The sequence below is a fragment of the Micromonospora saelicesensis genome, from assembly GCF_900091575.1.
In the GTDB taxonomy this organism is placed as follows: Bacteria; Actinomycetota; Actinomycetes; order Mycobacteriales; family Micromonosporaceae; genus Micromonospora; species Micromonospora saelicesensis.
In genome coordinates, this window is the sequence record NZ_FMCR01000011.1 from 64,343 (window position 1) to 77,665 (window position 13,323).

Here is a 13,323-nt window from a genome sequence, read left to right on the forward strand (position 1 = left end):
GAGTGCTCAGACCGCGTCGACGGCGACCGGGGCGGTGATCAGGCCGACGTTGTGCGCCCGCAACTGCCATCCGCGGACGTCGTCGTGGCGCAGCTCGGTCCAGTGGCAGTTGGCCAGCGAACCGACGGTGCGCAGCACGGCAGTGTCCCAACCGAGCAGGTGACCGATGCCCTGCCGGGAGCCGCCCCCGTGAGTGGCGATCACCACGGTGCCGCCCGGGGCCGCGTCGGCTGCCTCCTGTAGCGCGGCACCGACCCGCTCACCGAGGTCGCGCAGGGGCTCCAGATCCGCGCCCGGGTCGGGGTCGCCGGCCCGCCAGCGCGCGTACTCCTCGGGAAAACGCTCGGCGACCTCGGTGAGGTGCAGACCCTGCCACTGGCCGAAGTGCCGCTCGCGCAGCCGGGCGTCGGTGCGTACCGGTAGACCGGTCAGCGCGGCGAGCGCGGCGGCGGTGTCGGCGGCGCGGCTCAGGTCGCTGGCCACGATGGCGTCGGGCCGCAGCCCCGCAAGCAGCGGGGCGGCGGCGCGGGCCTGGTCGCGGCCAAGCTCGTTGAGGGGTACGTCGGTCTGCCCCTGGACGCGGTTGGCGGCGTTCCAGTCGGTGTTGCCGTGCCGCCAGACGATCAGTCGGGTCATTCGGCGGTGGCGGACCCGCTGGCGTCGGCCTCGACCAGGTCGCGATCGACGAACGGGATGGTGGGGCAGTCCTTCCAGAGGCGGTCGAGCCCGTAGAACTCGCGCTCCTCGGTGTGCTGGACGTGCACCACGATGTCGACGTAGTCGAGCAGCACCCAGCGGCCACCACGCTCGCCCTCGCGCCGCACCGGCTTCGCCTTCTCCGGCAGCTCCAGCAGGCTCTCCTCGATGGCGTCGACGATGGCCAGCACCTGACGCTCGTTGGGGGCAGCGGCGAGCACGAACGCGTCGGTGATGGCGAGCTGGTCGCCGACGTCAATGATCGTGATGTCCTGCGCCTTCTTGTCGGCGGCGGCCTGTGCGGCCGCGATAGCCAGCTCGTGAGCGCGTTCGGAAATCGTCACCGTTCTCCTTCGATCAAGCGTGCGATCCTCCAAGCGTCTCATACCCGGCGGCACCCCGATCGTCCAGTTCTGGTCGGTTAGCGCCACGAACCTGGGCATAACGGGTGCACTCAGCGCTGATAGAGGCTCCGCTTGGCGATGTACTGCACCACACCGTCGGGCACCAGATACCAGACCGGCTCACCTCTGGCGACCCGAGCACGACAGTCGGTCGACGAAATGGACATCGCGGGCACCTGGATCAGACTGACGGTATCCGCCGGAAGGTGCTTGTCACTCAGCGGGAAACCGGGCCGGGTCACGCCGATGAAATGGGCCAGCTCGAAGATCTCGTCCAGGTCCTTCCAGGACAGGATGCGTTGCAGGGCGTCCGCGCCGGTGATGAAGAACAACTGCACCTTCGGGCCGTACTCGGCGTGCAGGTCACGCAGCGTGTCGACGGTGTAGGTCGGGCCACTGCGGTCGATGTCGACCCGGCTGACCTGGAAGCGAGGGTTGGAGGCGGTGGCGATCACGGTCATCAGGTACCGGTCCTCGGCCGGGCTGACCGGCTCGTCGGCCTTCTGCCAGGGCTGCCCGGTGGGCACGAAGACCACCTCGTCCAGGCCGAACCGGTCCGCCACCTCGCTGGCCGCGACGAGGTGCCCGTGGTGGATCGGGTCGAAGGTGCCACCCATGATCCCGATCCGCCGGATATCTTCCTCCACCCAATGATCGTAGGCCGAGCGTCGTGGCCGACCGTCCCGGCCCGGCACCGCTGTACGTCACCCCACTCCGAGTCACAACCCCGCGCCCCGCGACTACCCAACGCCCCGCGGTGGTCGACTCGGCCCGGCGCGGCGATCGACTCGGCTGCCGGGCCGCGCCGCGCAGAACGGCCACGCGCACGGCCACGCGCAGAACGGCCATGCGCAGGGGTCGCAACACCCCGCCCGTCGGCGTATATTCGTCTACGAGTAACCGTCGACGAGCCAGGAGGTCATCGTGCCGAAGCGGCGCAAGGTCGGCAATCTGCTGGCGCTGGCCGCGCTGTCCGCCCTGGCCCAGCGGCCGATGCACCCGTACGAGATCGCCACCGCACTGCGTGCCTGGGGCAAGGACCAGGACATGGAGTTCAAGTGGGGGTCCTTCTACACGGTGATCGGCAACCTGGACAAACACCACCTGATCGAGGCGGTCGAGAGCGTGCGCGAGGGCCGACGCCCGGAACGCACCGTCTACCGGATCACCGACGCTGGGCGGGCGGAGCTGGTCGACTGGGCCCGCGAGCTGGTCTCCACCCCGATGACGGAGCATCCCCGTTTCCGGGCCGGGTTGTCCGTCCTCGCCGCGCTGCACCCGGACGAGGCCACCGGCCTGCTGCGGCAACGGCTCGACCTGCTGGAAGCCGCGATCCGCCAGGACCGCGAAGCGCTCGACGCGCACCTGCGGGAGATCCCGCGACTGTTCCTGGTGGAGTCGGAGTACGACCTCGCCATGCGGGACGCGGAGGCGGCCTGGCTGCGGGCGCTGCTCGCCGAGCTGACCTCGGGCAGCTACCCCGGGTTGGACACCTGGCGGGCCTTCCACGAGACCGGCGAGATGCCGGCCGAGCTGACCGAGCTGGCTCAGAAAAGCAGCACCCCGAAGGCCAACCCCGACACCCCAACCACCCACACCCCGGAGGCCGGCCCCGACAGCTCCGAACGCCCCGACAGCAGCAGCCGGAGAGCCGACACCACCGGCTGAAGAGCGGCCCCGGCGAGGTGCGCCAACACCTCACCGGGGCCCTGACCCCGAACCGACGCCTGGGAAGGCACCCGGCCCGAAGCGGCAACCACGAGGATAACCGGGCTCCCTCCCAGGTCCGCGCGCACGCGCACCGACCGCACAAGGTCCGCGCGCCCGCGCACCAACGACCACACCCAGGGAGAGAGCATGACCACGGTACGAACCGCGATCGTCATCGGCGGTGGCATCGCCGGGCCGGTGACAGCGCTCGCGCTGCGCCGCGCCGGCATCACCGCAACCGTCTACGAGGCGTACCCGACCACGGCCAGCGGCATCGGCGGCACCCTCGCCCTCGCGCCCAACGGCGTGGCGGCTCTGCGTACGGTCGGCGCGTACGAGGCGGTGACGGCGATCGCCACACCGATCGACCGCAGCGCTCTGGCCGTCGGCCGCCGCCGCATCGACATGCCCACGCTGACCGGGGTGCCACCGCTGCACGTGGTGCACCGGGCCGAGCTGTACCAGGTGCTGCACAACCAGGCATTCGCCGAGGGCGTGCCGTTCGCGTACGGCAAGCGGCTGGTCGACGCCGAGCAGACCGGCGACGGCGTGACCGCACGCTTCGAGGACGGCAGCACGGCGACGGCCGACATCCTCGTCGGCGCGGACGGGATCCGCTCCACGGTCCGGGGTCTCATCGACCCGGCCGCGCCCGGTCCCCGGTTCACCGGGCTGCTCGGCGTCGAGGCGGTCGCCCGGCACGAGGTGGACGCCGAGCCGGGCACGATGACGTTCGCGTTCGGCCGGCGCGGCTACTACCTGTACTGGCCGGAGCCCGGCGGCGGCACCCGGTGGGGGGCCAACCTGCCGCAGCAGCGGCCGATGAGCCTCGTCGAGGCCCGGGCGGTGCCGGCGGAGCAGTGGCTGGACACGCTGCGCGCCACCTACGGCGACGACGACCCGGGCCGGGAGTTGGTCGCGACCAGCAACGCCGACGACCTCCAGGTGGTCGGGTCGTTGCAGATCATGCCGCCCGTGCCGCACTGGTATCGGGGCCGGATGGTGCTGGTCGGCGACGCGGCGCACGCACCGTCGAACAGTTCGGGGCAGGGCGCGTCGTTGGCCATCGAGAGCGGTGTGCAACTCGCCCGCTGCCTGCGCGACCTGCCGGACGTCCAGGCGGCGTTCGCCGCGTACGTGCGGCTGCGTCGTACCCGGGTGGAGAAGGTCGCGGCCCGCGCGGCCCGGATCAACCACGCGAAGGCCCCCGGTGCGGTCGCGCGAACGCTGATGCCGTTGCTGATGCCGCTGATGGTGCGCACGGTGCTGGACCCGGAGAAGACCGTCGCCGACGAGCAGCGCTACGTCATCGACTGGGACGCGCCGGTCACGGCGGAGCCCGCAGTGCGCTGAGCTGTGGCTGCGGGGTGGCCGGCCAGCCACCCCGCAGCGGCCAGCCCACGCCGGGCCAACCGGCGCCGGGCCAACCGGCGCCGGGCCAACCGGCGCCGGCCAGGCCCCGCCGGGCCAGCCCACGGCGTCAGGCCGCGCTGCTCAGCGGTCAGGCCGAGGCGGCGGCCACCGCCGTCCTGGCGACCAGCGCGCGGCGCAGGTCGTCGTCGGCGTCGGTCACCACCCGGCGCAGGCCGGGGGTCAGGTCGTCGCGGGCCAGCAGGGCCGCGGCCGCCTCCCGGGTGGGCTGCGCCACGGCGTAGCGGGGGAACGCCAGGGCGGCCACCCGGTCGGCCGTCCAGGGGGTACGCCGGTGCGCGGCGGCCGGCATCTCCGCGAAGTACCGATCGACGTACGCGGTGGTCAGGTCGGCCTGTTCGGGTTGCCAGAACCCCTCGGTGATCGCCTCCAGCAGCCGACCGGACAGCTCGGTGTCCCGCAGGATGGTCTCCCAGGTCGCCTGCTTCGTCACCGGGTCGGGGAGGGCGGCCCGACAGTGGGCGGCCCGTTCCGCGCCCGTGGAGCTGTTGTCGGCGGCGGCCTCGATGGCGATCTCCTCCTCGCCGGCGGCGCCCAGCACCACCAGGCGACGCAGCACTGCCCAGCGCAGCTCCGCGTCGACCTTCAGACCGGCCGGCACGTCCCGGCCGGCGAGCCAACCGACGAGCAGATCGGCGTCGGTGGTCGCGGCGATCCAACCCCGTGCGGCGGCGAGCTGCAACGACTCACCGGCCGGCGCGTCGTCGAGCAGCCGCTGGCACGTCCCCGCGACCCTGGCCAGCGCCGCGGTGCGGGTCAGCGGGTCGAGGTAGCGGTCGACCAGGGACCGGCTGAGTGTCAGCACGTCCTCCGCGATGATCACCTCGGTCTCGGTGGGCAGCGCGGCGGCCATCAGGTCGACCAGGCCGGTGACCGGCCGCTCGCCGTCGGTCGCCGCGTCCAGTGCCTCGCGCCAGAGCACCGCTCGCGCCAACGGGTCGGCCAGACCGGGCAGCACCTGCGGGACGGCGTCCGCCGACGCCGGGTCGAGGCGTACCTTCGCGAAGGTGAGGTCACCGTCGTTGAGCAGCAACAACCGGGCCGCCGGCTCGCCGGTCAACGCACCGAGCACGGTGCGGCCTCCGTCGGCGTTCGGGTCGATGTCCACCTCGTCGCGCCGCCCGGTGCCGTCCATCGAGTAGCGGCCCACGCCGATCCGGTGTGGGCGCAGCACCGGGTACGACTCGGGCGCGGTCTGCACCACGGCCACCTCGGTGTAGCGGCCGTCGGCGTCGACGGCGACCTCGGCACGCAGCGTGTTGACCTGCGGGCGGCGCAACCACAGCTCGGCCCAGTCGGACAGGTCCCGCCCGCTGCTGGCGGAGAGGCTGGCCAGCAGGTCGGCGAGGGTGGCGTTGCCGAAGCGGTGTGCGGCGAAGTGCGCGTTCAGGCCGGCGAGGAATGCCTCGTCGCCGAGCCACGCGACCAACTGCCGCAGCACGCTGGCGCCCTTGGCGTACGAGATGCCGTCGAAGTTGAGCAGGCCCGCCTCGGCGTCGACGACCTCCTGTGGGGCGATCGGGTGGGTGGAGGGCCGCTGGTCGGCGGCGTAACCCCAGGCCTTGCGCCGCATGGCGAAGGTGGTCCAGGCCTGATCGAAGCGGGTCGCCTCGGCGGTGACCCGGGTGCCGAGGTACTCGGCGAAGGACTCGTTCAACCACAGGTCGTCCCACCAGCGCATGGTGACCAGGTCACCGAACCACATGTGGGCCATCTCGTGGGCGATGGTGCCGGCCCGCTGCTCGCGCTGGGTGTCGGTGACCGCCGAGCGGAACACGTAGTCGTCGCGGAAGGTGACCAGGCCCGGGTTCTCCATCGCGCCGCCGTTGAACTCGGGCACGAACGCCTGGTCGTACTTGCCGAACGGATAGCGCTCGGTGAAGAGCTGGTGGAACCGGTCCAGGCACTGCCGGGTGATGGTGAGGATCTCCTCGGCGTCGGCGTCCAGGTGCTCGGCGAGCGACCGGCGGCAGTAGATGCCCAGGGGTATGCCGTCGTGCTCGGCCCGCCGGACGTGGTACGGCCCGGCGATCAGCGAGAAGAAGTACGTGGCCAGGGGCGCGCTCGGGGCGAACTCCCAGCGCCCGGGGGCCGGGTTGGCGGCCAGCTCGGCGTTGCCGGCGACGATCCACTGCGGCGGCGCGGTGACCGAGAGGGTGACCGGGGCCTTGAGGTCGGGTTGGTCGAAGGCGGCGAAGATGCGCGGCGCGTTGTCGAGGAAGGACTCGGCGTAGAGGTAGGTCTCGCCGTCGGCCGGGTCGACGAAGCGGTGCATCCCCTCCCCCGTCTTGGAGTACGCCATCTCGGCCTCGACGACGAGGGTGTTCTCCTCGGCCAGGCCGTCGAGCGGCAGCCGGTTGTCGGTGAGCAGCCCGGGATCCAGGTCGCGGTCGTTGAGGCGTACACCGCGCAGTTTGGCGGGCTTGACCTCGACGAAGGTCGCGGTGCCGGCGGTGGCCCGGAACCGGATCTGGACGCGGGAGCGGAACAGGTCGCCGTCACCGGTCAGGTCGAGGTCCACCTGATAGGACTCGACGGTAATCGCCGCGCCACGCGCGGTCGCCTCTACACGGGTCAGGCTCGGCATCCGCTTATCCTGCCCGATGGGGATCGGCACCCGGTCACCACACGACCCTCGGCACTGGAGGAAAGAACCATGGCGCAGCACCCCAAGGGCGACTTCGACCTCTCTCGGGCGGTCTGGCAGCGGGCCGAGGGGGACACCTCCGACAGCGCCGTCGAGGTCGCCTTCGTCGACGACCTGATCGGGATGCGCAACTCGGCCGAGCCGGACGGGCCGGTGCTGGTCTTCACCCAGGCCGAGTGGGACGCCTTCGTGGCCGGCGCGCAGGACGGCGAGTTCGACCTGGACTGAGCGTGCCCGCCGACCCGTCGGTGGTGGATCGCCGTGCCGGTGCCCGTGGTCGGGACACCGGCACGGCCACGCTGGCCGGTCGGCCGGCGCACCCCCGGATCGGCCACCCGGGGCTGGTGGTCAACCATCGGCGGGGCCGTCGCCGCCGCCCCAGCCGAGGCCACCCGGGCCCGGGGCGTGGTGGAAGCCCGGATGGTCGGCCACGTCGACGCAGCGTTCGCCGTCCGGGCCGACCGCGCCGCAGAACAGCCGCTCGGCCCGCTGCCAGGCGTCCGCCGGTGACAGGGCCGCCGCACCGAGTGCGACCTCCGAGCGGAGCAGGCTCAGCGCCTCCGCGTACGCCACGGCCAGCTCGCGGGCCTCGGCCGGGCCGGGCGCGGTGAAGCCCAGGTGCACTGTGAAGAACCGGTGCGGACGGGTGGGCCGCCGCGGCGGCCCGATCAGTGACCGCCCGTCGCGGCCTCCGCCGAGTGCCCCGGCCGCTCGCCGCTGCCGCCAGTGCGGTGATCTGTTGTCGCGCATTGCGCCCTCCCCGTGCTCGTCCCACCAGCAGCAAACCAGGTTCCGCCGCCCCTGGGAGGGGCCAGCCGGGCGGGGTTCAGCGGCGTGGACGGGGGTAAGCGCACCGGCAAACGGCGACCAGCCGCACCTGCTCGTGAGGAGACCCGATGGCGACCATGCCGGCCGACCGCAGCCCGGACAGCACACTCGCGCTGCTCCGCGCCGGTTACCGGTTCATCGGCGAACGCTGCGAGCGGTACCGCAGCGACGTCTTCAAGACCCGGATCCTGCTCGCCCCGACCATCTGCCTGCGCGGCCGGCCGGCGGCGGAGCTGTTCTACGACAACGACCGCTTCCAACGCGCCACCGCGATGCCGCTACGGGTGCAACGAACCCTGACCGGGCGGGGCGGGGTGCAGGGGCTGGACGGGCCGGAACACTCCGACCGCAAGGCCATGTTCATGTCGATCATGACACCGGCGGCGATCCAGCGGCTCGGTCAGCTCTTCGACGACGAGTGGCGGACCCGGGTCGCGGCCTGGGAGGGCGCCGGCCCGGTGTCGCTCTACGACGAGCTGGGCCGAATGCTGACCCGGGTGGTCTGTGCCTGGGCCGGGGTGCCGCTGCCCGCGTCGCAGGTCGAGCGCCGCGCCGTCGAGCTGCACGCCATGATCGAGGCTCCGGCCGTGCTGGGACCCCGGCACTGGCGGGGACGGCTGGCCCGGTACCGCGCCGAACGCTGGCTCGCCGACCTCATCGAACGGACCCGGGTCGGTTTCGCGCCGGCGCCGGCCGGTAGCGCCCTCGCCGTGATCGCCGAACACCGGGACGTGCGCGGCAACCTCCTCCCCCGGCGGATCGCGGCGGTGGAGCTGCTCAACGTGCTGCGCCCGGTGGTCGCCGTCGACCAGTACATGACCTTCGCCGCGCTCGCCCTGCACGACCATCCGACCTGGCGGGATCGGGTCCGCGACGACGACGAGGCAACCGAGCACTTCGTCCAGGAAGTACGCCGCTACTACCCGTTCTTCCCGATCGCGGCGGCCCGGGTCCGGCGGACCTTCGACTGGCAGGGCCACCACTTTCCGCGCGGCCGGCGGGTGCTGCTCGACCTCTACGGCACCAACCACCACCCGGCGCTCTGGCCGCAACCGGAGCTGTTCCGCCCGGAGCGGTTCGCCGGCCGCCGGGTGGACCCGTTCGAGCTGATCCCGCAGGGCGGCGGCGACCACTGGGCCGGGCACCGCTGCGCCGGCGAGTGGATCACCATCGACCTGATGAAGCGGGCGGTCACCAACCTCGTCACCACCATGCGTTACGACGTTCCCGTCCAGAACCTGGCCCTGGATCTGCACCGGATGCCAGCGCTGCCGCCCCTCGGGCTGACCCTCACCAACGTCCGCCGCGCCGGCTGACCCGCCCCGCCGATCGCAGCGACCGGCGAGGCGGGTACGCCCAGCCGTCAGGGATGCAGGACGCTGCGCAGACAGCCGTCCTCCTTCTTCTCGAACAGCTCGTACCCCTGGGCGCCCTGCTCCAGGGAGAGCGGGTGGGTGGCGAGATAACCGGGGTCGATCTCACCGGCGGCGAGCCGGTCGAGCAGCATCGGGATGTAGCGCTGCGCGTGCATCTGCCCCATCCGCAGCACCAGGGCCTTGTTCATGGCCGCGCCGAGCGGAAACTTGTCGACCAGGCCGGCGTACACACCGACGATGCTCACCGTGCCGCCCTTGCGACACGCCATGATCGCCTGGCGGACCGAGGTCGGGCGGTCGGTCTGCAACCGCGCCGCCTGCTTCACCCGGTCGTACGCGTAGGTCGGTCCGACGTCGTGCGACTCCATGCCGACGGCCTCGATGCAGGCGTCCGGCCCGCGCCCGGCGGTCAGCTCACGCAGCGCCTCCAGCACGTCGGTCTCCGCGTAGTTGATCGTCTCGACCCCGATCCGTTCGGTGGCGGTCTTGAGCCGATCCGGGAATCGGTCGATCATGATGACCCGCTCGGCGCCCAGGAGTTGCGCCGAACGGGCCGCCATCTGACCGACTCCACCGGCACCCCAGACGGCCACCACCTCGCCACCGGTGAGCCCGCAGAAGTCCGCCGCCATCCACCCGGTGGGCATCGCGTCGGAGGCGAACACCACCGAATCGTCCGGTACCCCGTCGGGTACGGCGAAGGCGCCGATGTCGCCGAACGGCACCCGGATGTACTCGGCGTGTGATCCCGAGTAGCCGCCGGCGGCGTGCGAGTAGCCCAGGATGCCGGCCGGCGAGTGCCCCCACAGCTTCTCGGTGAACACCGGTTGCGGATTGGAGTTGTCGCAGAGCGAGTACTGCTCGGTCCGGCAGTACCAACAGCCACCGCAGGCAACCACCGACCCCACCACCACCCGGTCGCCGACCCGGTGTCGCCGTACGCCGGGCCCGGTCTCCACCACCTCGCCCATGAACTCGTGGCCGAGGATGTCCCCCTCCCGCATCGCCGGCAGGTACCCGTTGATCAGGTGCAGGTCGGAGCCGCAGACGCTGCTGGCCCGGACCCGGACGATGATGTCCCCCTCGGCGCGGATCTGGGGCTCCGGCACGTCCCGGACGGCCAGCTTGCCAACGCCTTCCCAGCAGAGCGCCCTCACGCCCGTCCTCCCGTCATCAGCTTCTCCCGGACCTTGTCGGTCGCCTTCTCCTGGGCGGGGCTCCGGCCGGACGGGTCGTCCCGGGTGTCCACCACCTGGCCACACTCGATCAGCGCCTTCACCCGCCGCAGTGCGTCCCGCAGGGCCAGGTCCGGCTCATCGCCCCCGACCAGGCCAGCCAACCGACGCACCGGACCGGAGCGGTAGCGCAGCTCGGCCCGGATCTCCGTGCCCCGGCCCTGGGGTGCTTCGGTCAGCTCGATCCGTCCCAGCTGTGGCGTCTGCCCGTCCTCGACCCGCCACATCAGGGTGCCTGTCCCCTCGACGGTGATCTCGGCCTGCCACTGCGTCTCCCCACCGGCCCGGTCGCGGGCCACGCACCGCCAACGCCGCTCGTCGAGCTGCTGCAACGTGGCCCACCCGGCCAGCGCGCGGTCCAGCCGTTCGCGGTCGGTCCAGAAGCCGATCACCTCGTCCCGGGACCGGTCCACGGTCACCCCGCGACGCACCACGTACCAACCGTCCTGTCGCTCCGGCTGATGCCGATGCCGGCGGCGCGCCACCGCCCGCCCCACGCCGACCGCCGTCGCCGCGGTGACGCCGAGCAGCGCCCACCTGGTTCCGTTGTTGGTCATCACGTCTATCTCCTCCACCCGGACAACCGGGCATGGACAGCTCTCAGGGCAGCGCTACCCCGGGTCCGGCAGTCGAAACGGCCCGCTGTTTGATCGACGGAAATGCGGGCAGATGCTGCTCAACACCGACCGCGACCCTGTCCGCCACGGAGTTGCCATGTCCTCGTTCAGCCCTACTGAAGACGCCCGGTGCGCCACCCGCCGGTGGGAGGTCGCACCCGGGGGCGCCAGCACGTCGCCGGTCCGCCTACCGATGACGTACGTGCTGCCGCTGCGCTGGCACACCGACACCGGCCTGGCCGAGCTGACCGACTACCTGCGTTGGCTCGGTGACCGGGTGGAGGTGCTGGTGGTCGACGGCTCCCCTCCGCCCCTCTTCGCCCGGCACGCCGAGGCGTGGCGGGGGTTGGTCCGGCACCTCCCACCGGATCCGAGCGAGCGTGGGCTCAACGGCAAGGTGCTGGGCGTACACACCGGCGTCCGCGCGGCCGGCCACGAGCACGTGGTGATCGCCGACGACGACGTCCGGTACGACGAGTCCGCGCTGAGCGCGGTACACCGGCTGCTGGGCCGGGCCGACCTGGTACGACCGCAGAACTACTTCGACCCGCTGCCCTGGCACGCCTGGTGGGACACCGGCCGCACGCTGCTCAACCGGGCGCTCGGGGCGGACTACCCGGGCACCCTTGCCGTGCGGCGCAGCACCTTCGTCGCCATGGGCGGGTACGACCCGGACGTGCTCTTCGAGAACCTGGAGCTGATCCGCACGGTGCGCGGGTACGGCGGCACCGAGGCCGCCCCGGCCTGGCTGTACGTCCGCCGGCTCCCTCCGGACGCCGCGCATTTCCGTGGTCAACGGGTCCGTCAGGCGTACGACGATCTGGCTCAGCCAGCTCGCCTGCTGACCTCGCTCGCGGTGCTGCCGGCGCTGGTGGCGGCGGTCGCGTCGCGCCGCCCCAGGCTGCTGGTCGGCGCGGCGGCCGGTGTCGTTGCCCTGGCCGAGACGGGTCGCCGCCGCGCCGGCGGCACCCGGGTGTTCCCGCCGGCCACGGCGCTGGCGGCCCCACTCTGGCTGCTGGAACGCGGTGTGTGCGGCTGGCTGGCGGTCACCCGACGCCTCCTGCTGGGCGGCGTCCGCTACGGCGACACCCGAATCCGCCGAGCCGCCAACCCCGCTCCGCGCAACCCACGGCTCCCCGCGATCTTGCACTTCCGGTTGGGACAAAACCGTCGGTAGAACCACAGAACTCCAGCCGAAACCGCAAGATCGGCGCTGACCCCAACGCGACAGCTCGCGGGCACCGGAGGGTGACCGCGAGCTGTCGTGCTGGTTGGGGGTGGGTCAGGGAGTGGCGTGGTCCTTGACCTGGTGGGCGGCGGACTTCGTGTCGTCCTTGACCGCGTGCACGGCGTCCTGAGCGGTGGACTTCACCGACTCGGCGGCCTGCTGGGCCGGCTCGCGCAGCTCGCTGGCCACCTCGCCCAGCTTCTCCTTCACGGCCCCGCTGTGCTCGCTGACCTTGGCCTTCACCTGGGTGGCGGCCTGCTGCTCGCGGCGGGAGGCCGGGATCAGCGACGAGGCCAGCCAGCCGACCCCGAACGCGATCAGGCCGGCGGCGAGAGGGTTGCCCTGGGACTTCTGCCGGATCACCTGCGGCGCGCTGTGCGCGGCGTCGCTGACAGTGGTCGCCGCCGAGTGCGCGGCGTCGCTGACGCTGGAGGCCGCCGACGAGGCGCGGTCACCCACCGAGTGGGCGGCCTGGCCGGTGCCGTGGCCGAGGTCAGACGCGGTTCCCATGACCTTGTCCCTCACATTCTGCAGAGCGGAACGGGCCCGCTGCTTACGGTCGTCGACGATGCGGCTCGGGCTGACCTTGTACGCCAGCGCATCCACATCGGAGCTGAGGCTGTTACGGGTGGCTTCGATCTCCCGGCGGATCTGATCGGGATCGGTGCTCATCGGGTGACTCCCTCCGGGTGCGGCTTGAGCGCGTCGGGGATCCGCTGCACGCTGTCGTTGGTCTGCTTGAGCCCGCGTACGTGCTGGGCGTTCTTCTTGGCCTTCGAGTAGAGGACCGCGGCGACCACGGCCCAGATCACGGCCACGATCAGCGCGGCCAGGCCGGAGTCCATGACGTTGTCCAGGAACTGCCATACGGCGATGGACACGAAGAGGGCCACCATGTAGCCGCCGAAGCCGGCACCGCCGAAGAGGCCTGCGGCCTTGCCGGCCTTCTTGCCCTCCTGGCGGATCTCGGCCTTGGCCAGCTCGACCTCCTGACGCATCAGCGTCGACAGGTCGGTGGTGACCTGACGCATCAGGTCACCCAGCGAGCTGCCCTTCACCTCCGACGCGGTGTGCGGGGCACCCGCGTCAGGGTGGTAACCGGAGTCCAGTCCGGACCCCTGCGTCGGCATGCTCATGCCGTCGCCTCCCTT

Annotated in this window: 14 protein-coding genes; 5 read left to right on the plus strand and 9 right to left on the minus strand. The window is 72.1% G+C overall.

The features are described 5' to 3' along the window. Positions 1-6: 6 nt before the first annotated feature. The 3 genes from GA0070561_RS32680 to nadD all read right to left on the minus strand — a co-directional run bounded on the left by GA0070561_RS32680 (position 7) and on the right by nadD (position 1,747). Positions 7-636: a histidine phosphatase family protein gene (locus GA0070561_RS32680; protein ID WP_091409869.1), complete on the minus strand. Its 630-nt coding sequence runs from the start codon at positions 634-636 to the stop codon at positions 7-9. Next, positions 633-1,040 (minus strand): ribosome silencing factor, encoded by a 408-nt coding sequence (gene rsfS / locus GA0070561_RS32685; protein WP_091409872.1) that lies wholly within the window; start codon positions 1,038-1,040, stop codon positions 633-635. The genes GA0070561_RS32680 and rsfS overlap by 4 nt, the downstream gene beginning before the upstream one ends. A gap of 110 nt (positions 1,041-1,150) precedes the next feature. After that, on the minus strand, positions 1,151-1,747 hold the full coding sequence (nadD, locus tag GA0070561_RS32690) for a nicotinate-nucleotide adenylyltransferase (protein ID WP_091409875.1): 597 nt from the start codon (positions 1,745-1,747) through the stop codon (positions 1,151-1,153). 277 nt (positions 1,748-2,024) lie between these two features. Here nadD and GA0070561_RS32695 point away from each other — a divergent pair, with 277 nt between their 5' ends. Together GA0070561_RS32695 and GA0070561_RS32700 are read left to right on the plus strand one after the other, a co-directional pair. Then, a complete protein-coding gene (locus tag GA0070561_RS32695) occupies positions 2,025-2,768 on the plus strand; it encodes a PadR family transcriptional regulator (protein ID WP_091409879.1) in 744 nt (247 codons plus the stop codon). A gap of 189 nt (positions 2,769-2,957) precedes the next feature. After that, positions 2,958-4,163, plus strand: coding sequence for an FAD-dependent monooxygenase (locus GA0070561_RS32700; protein ID WP_091409882.1), 1,206 nt, complete (start codon positions 2,958-2,960; stop codon positions 4,161-4,163). A 148-nt stretch (positions 4,164-4,311) separates the two neighbouring features. Here GA0070561_RS32700 and pepN read toward each other — a convergent pair whose 3' ends face one another. Then, positions 4,312-6,828, minus strand: a complete 2,517-nt coding sequence (pepN, locus tag GA0070561_RS32705) for an aminopeptidase N (RefSeq protein WP_091409886.1) — start codon at positions 6,826-6,828, stop codon at positions 4,312-4,314. A 69-nt stretch (positions 6,829-6,897) separates the two neighbouring features. Between pepN and GA0070561_RS32710 the strand changes: the two genes are divergently transcribed. Beyond that, positions 6,898-7,116 (plus strand): DUF397 domain-containing protein, encoded by a 219-nt coding sequence (locus GA0070561_RS32710; RefSeq protein WP_030336536.1) that lies wholly within the window; start codon positions 6,898-6,900, stop codon positions 7,114-7,116. A 120-nt stretch (positions 7,117-7,236) separates the two neighbouring features. Here the strand turns inward: GA0070561_RS32710 and GA0070561_RS32715 are convergent, their stop codons facing one another. Next, positions 7,237-7,638: a hypothetical protein gene (locus tag GA0070561_RS32715; RefSeq protein WP_091409890.1), complete on the minus strand. Its 402-nt coding sequence runs from the start codon at positions 7,636-7,638 to the stop codon at positions 7,237-7,239. Between the two features lie 146 nt (positions 7,639-7,784). On the opposite strand from GA0070561_RS32715, the gene GA0070561_RS32720 reads away from it, so the two are divergent. After that, complete coding sequence (locus GA0070561_RS32720) at positions 7,785-9,032, plus strand: cytochrome P450 (protein WP_091409894.1); 1,248 nt, start codon at positions 7,785-7,787, stop codon at positions 9,030-9,032. A 47-nt stretch (positions 9,033-9,079) separates the two neighbouring features. On the opposite strand, the gene GA0070561_RS32725 is transcribed toward GA0070561_RS32720, so the two are convergent. Both GA0070561_RS32725 and GA0070561_RS32730 read right to left on the minus strand, forming a co-directional pair. After that, positions 9,080-10,249 (minus strand): zinc-dependent alcohol dehydrogenase, encoded by a 1,170-nt coding sequence (locus GA0070561_RS32725; RefSeq protein ID WP_091409897.1) that lies wholly within the window; start codon positions 10,247-10,249, stop codon positions 9,080-9,082. Continuing rightward, on the minus strand, positions 10,246-10,884 hold the full coding sequence (locus tag GA0070561_RS32730; protein ID WP_091409900.1) for an SRPBCC family protein: 639 nt from the start codon (positions 10,882-10,884) through the stop codon (positions 10,246-10,248). Before GA0070561_RS32730 ends, GA0070561_RS32725 begins: the two co-directional genes overlap by 4 nt. Before the next feature lie 157 nt (positions 10,885-11,041). On the opposite strand from GA0070561_RS32730, the gene GA0070561_RS32735 reads away from it, so the two are divergent. Next, positions 11,042-12,121 carry a glycosyltransferase family 2 protein gene (locus GA0070561_RS32735; RefSeq protein ID WP_141710519.1) on the plus strand — a complete coding sequence of 360 codons (1,080 nt, stop codon included), beginning with the start codon at positions 11,042-11,044 and terminating at the stop codon, positions 12,119-12,121. A gap of 105 nt (positions 12,122-12,226) precedes the next feature. Here the strand turns inward: GA0070561_RS32735 and GA0070561_RS32740 are convergent, their stop codons facing one another. Together GA0070561_RS32740 and GA0070561_RS32745 are read right to left on the minus strand one after the other, a co-directional pair. Beyond that, positions 12,227-12,844 (minus strand): DUF3618 domain-containing protein, encoded by a 618-nt coding sequence (locus GA0070561_RS32740; protein WP_091409904.1) that lies wholly within the window; start codon positions 12,842-12,844, stop codon positions 12,227-12,229. Then, the gene (locus tag GA0070561_RS32745; RefSeq protein WP_091409908.1) at positions 12,841-13,308 is read right to left on the minus strand and encodes a phage holin family protein; all 468 of its coding nucleotides are present in this window, start codon (positions 13,306-13,308) and stop codon (positions 12,841-12,843) included. The genes GA0070561_RS32740 and GA0070561_RS32745 overlap by 4 nt, the downstream gene beginning before the upstream one ends. Between the last annotated feature and the right edge of the window lie 15 nt (positions 13,309-13,323).

What these genes read in the sequence shown, in the direction of transcription:
- GA0070561_RS32715 (WP_091409890.1), bottom strand. Translation starts at nt 7,638, where the DNA reads ATGCGCGACAACAGATCACCGCACTGGCGGCAGCGGCGAGCGGCCGGG.
- GA0070561_RS32710 (WP_030336536.1), top strand. Translation starts at nt 6,898, where the DNA reads ATGGCGCAGCACCCCAAGGGCGACTTCGACCTCTCTCGGGCGGTCTGG.
- GA0070561_RS32680 (WP_091409869.1), bottom strand. Translation starts at nt 636, where the DNA reads ATGACCCGACTGATCGTCTGGCGGCACGGCAACACCGACTGGAACGCC.
- GA0070561_RS32740 (WP_091409904.1), bottom strand. Translation starts at nt 12,844, where the DNA reads ATGAGCACCGATCCCGATCAGATCCGCCGGGAGATCGAAGCCACCCGT.
- GA0070561_RS32735 (WP_141710519.1), top strand. Translation starts at nt 11,042, where the DNA reads ATGTCCTCGTTCAGCCCTACTGAAGACGCCCGGTGCGCCACCCGCCGG.
- pepN (WP_091409886.1), bottom strand. Translation starts at nt 6,828, where the DNA reads ATGCCGAGCCTGACCCGTGTAGAGGCGACCGCGCGTGGCGCGGCGATT.
- GA0070561_RS32730 (WP_091409900.1), bottom strand. Translation starts at nt 10,884, where the DNA reads ATGACCAACAACGGAACCAGGTGGGCGCTGCTCGGCGTCACCGCGGCG.
- GA0070561_RS32745 (WP_091409908.1), bottom strand. Translation starts at nt 13,308, where the DNA reads ATGAGCATGCCGACGCAGGGGTCCGGACTGGACTCCGGTTACCACCCT.
- GA0070561_RS32720 (WP_091409894.1), top strand. Translation starts at nt 7,785, where the DNA reads ATGGCGACCATGCCGGCCGACCGCAGCCCGGACAGCACACTCGCGCTG.
- GA0070561_RS32700 (WP_091409882.1), top strand. Translation starts at nt 2,958, where the DNA reads ATGACCACGGTACGAACCGCGATCGTCATCGGCGGTGGCATCGCCGGG.